Raw genomic sequence first — 2,829 nt, 5'->3', positions numbered from 1 at the left:
CCGGCGGTCCTCGCCGTCCTCGACCCGGCCGACCTGGCGTCGGTGTCGACGGTCGTGTCCGCGGGTGAGGCGCTCAGCGCCGATCTGGTCGCCCGTTGGGCGCCGGGGCGCAGGCTGGTGAACGCGTACGGTCCGACGGAGACGACAGTGTGCGCGTCGATGTCGCAGCCGCTCACGGCCGGTGACGTGCCGTCGATCGGCGGGCCGATCCTCAACGCTCAGGCCTACGTGCTGGACGACCACCTCCGGCCGGTGCCGCCGGGCGTCGCGGGTGAGCTGTACGTGGCGGGTGCCGGTCTGGCGCGCGGTTACGCGGGCCGGGCCGCCCTGACGGCGGAACGGTTCGTGGCCAACCCGTTCGGGTCCGGCCGGCTGTACCGGACCGGTGACGTGGTGCGGTGGACCGTGGACGGGAACCTCGTCTACATCGGCCGTGCCGACGAGCAGGTGAAGGTGCGCGGGTTCCGGATCGAGCCGGGGGAGATCCGGGCGGTTCTGGCCGCGCATCCGCGGGTCGAGCAGGTCGCGGTTGTGGCGACGGCGGAGCAGCGGCTCGTCGCGTATGTGGTGGGTTCGGTGGACGGGTTGCGGGAGTTCGTCGCGGAGCGGTTGCCGGAGTACATGGTGCCGGCGGCGTTCGTCACCTTGGACGCGCTGCCGCTGACGGCGAACGGGAAGCTGGACCGCCGTGCGCTGCCGGTGGCGGAGTTTGCGGCCGGGTCGGGGCGTGGCCCCGCGAACGTGCGTGAGGAGCTGCTGTGTCAGGCGTTCGCCGAGGTGCTCGGCGTTGCCGGGGTCGGGGTGGACGATGACTTCTTCGCGCTCGGCGGGCACTCGCTGCTCGCGGTGCGGCTCGTCGAGTGGCTGCGGGTGCGGGGCGTGTCGGTGTCGGTGAAGGCGCTGTTCCTGACGCCGTCCCCGGCCGGTCTGGCCGCGGCGGCGGGTGGTGTCGCGGTCGAGGTGCCGGCGAACCTGATCCCGGCCGGCGCGCGGACCATCACCCCGGACATGCTGCCGCTGGTCGCGCTCACCGCAGCCGAGGTCGAGTCCGTCGTCGGTACCGTGGAAGGCGGCGCGGCCAACGTCGCGGACATCTACCCGCTCGCGCCGCTGCAGGAAGGGATCCTGTTTCACCACCTGCTCGCCGATGGCGGCCGGGACGTGTACGTCACCCCGACGGTTCTCGAGTTCGACGACCGGGACCGTCTCGACGCGTTCGTCGCGGCGCTGCAGCACGTCATCGACCGGCATGACGTCCTGCGCACCGCGGTCGTCTGGGCCGGGCTGCGCGAACCCGTCCAGGTGGTGTGGCGCACCGCGACGCTGCGGGTGACCGAGGTCGACACCGCCGCGGACGCCGAGGAGCTGGTGTCCGCGGTCGGCCTCGCGATGGACCTCGGCCGGGCGCCGCTGCTGGACCTGCACGTGACGCGGACCGGCGACGGCCGGCACCTCGGACTGCTGCGGATGCACCACCTCACCCAGGACCACACGACCCTCGAAGTGGTCCTCGCCGAGATCGAGGCGGTCCTCACCGGCCGCGCCGACGAGCTGCCGGCGCCGCTGCCGTTCCGCGACTTCGTCGCGCAGGCGCGGGCGGAGCTCGCCGGCGGGCGGCACGAGGCGTACTTCCGCGACCTCCTGGCGGGCGTCGAGGAGCCGACCGCCGCGTTCGGGGTCAGCGACGTCCGCGGCGACGGCACCGGCCTCGTCCAGGCCGTCCAGGCCGTCGACCTGGACCTGGCGGTCCGGTTGCGGGAGACGGCGCGGCGGCTCGGGGTGAGCCCGGCGACGTTGATGCACGTGGCGTGGTCGCGGGTGCTCGCGGTGGTGTCCGGTCGTGACGACGTCGTGTTCGGCACGGTGCTGTTCGGGCGGTTGAACGCGGGCGCCGGCGCCGATCGGGTGCCGGGCCTGTTCATGAACACGCTGCCGGTGCGGGTCCGGACCGGTGATCTGGAGGTGTCGGCGGCGGTCGACGCGATGCGGCGGCAGCTCGCCGGGCTCCTCGAACACGAGCACGCCCCGCTGACCCTCGCGCAGCAGGTCAGCGCCGTCCCCGCCGACCAGCCCCTGTTCGCCACGCTGCTCAACTACCGGCACGACAACACCGGCGGCGACCCGGACCCCGACGGTGACGCTGCTGGCGGGTTCGCCGGCATCCGGGCCGTCTACTCCCGCGAAGGCACCAACTACCCGCTGACCGTGTCGGTCGACGACGACGGCACCGGCTTCGGCGTGACCGTCGACGCGGTCGGCCCGATCGACCCGCGGGCGGTGGCGGCGATGCTGCACACCGCCGTCGGTCGGCTCGTCGCTGCCCTCGAGGCCGGTGCGCCGGCGCCGCTGTCGTCAGTCGGCGTGCTCGCCGCGGCGGACCTGGACACGGTGCTGCGCCGGTGGAACGACACCGCCACGGAGGTGCCGGCGGCAACACTGCCCTCGCTGTTCGCGGCGCAGGTCGCCCGGACCCCGGACGCGGCGGCGCTGGAGTTCGACGGTTTGCCCGTGTCGTATGCGGAGCTGGACCGGCGGGCGAACCGCCTGGCCCGGCGGCTCATCGACCGCGGCGTGCGGGCGGACTCCGTGGTCGGTGTGCAGCTGCCTCGTGGCGTGGACATGGTGGTGGCGTTGCTGGCGGTGGTGAAGGCAGGTGGCGCGTATCTGCCGATCGATCCGGATCTGCCGGCCGAGCGCGTCGCGTACATGAGCCAGGGTGCCGTTCTCGTATTGACCAACGTCGACACGGAAGGGTATGCCGACGCCGATCCGGGCATCGAGGTGCTACCCGCTCAGGCTGCATACGTCATCTACACGTCCGGATCCACC

General features: G+C 73.2%; 1 protein-coding gene. It reads left to right on the top strand.

Annotated features, from left to right (window positions below):
* Window positions 1–33: 33 nt before the first annotated feature.
* A partial coding sequence (locus AB0I21_RS57300; protein ID WP_360574470.1) for an AMP-binding protein occupies window positions 34–2,829 on the top strand: 2,796 nt, incomplete at its 3' end.

Source organism: Dactylosporangium sp. NPDC050588 (genome assembly GCF_040654975.1).
GTDB classification, from domain to species: domain Bacteria; phylum Actinomycetota; class Actinomycetes; order Mycobacteriales; family Micromonosporaceae; genus Dactylosporangium; species Dactylosporangium maewongense.
This window is presented reverse-complemented; position numbering and strand designations above follow the sequence as displayed.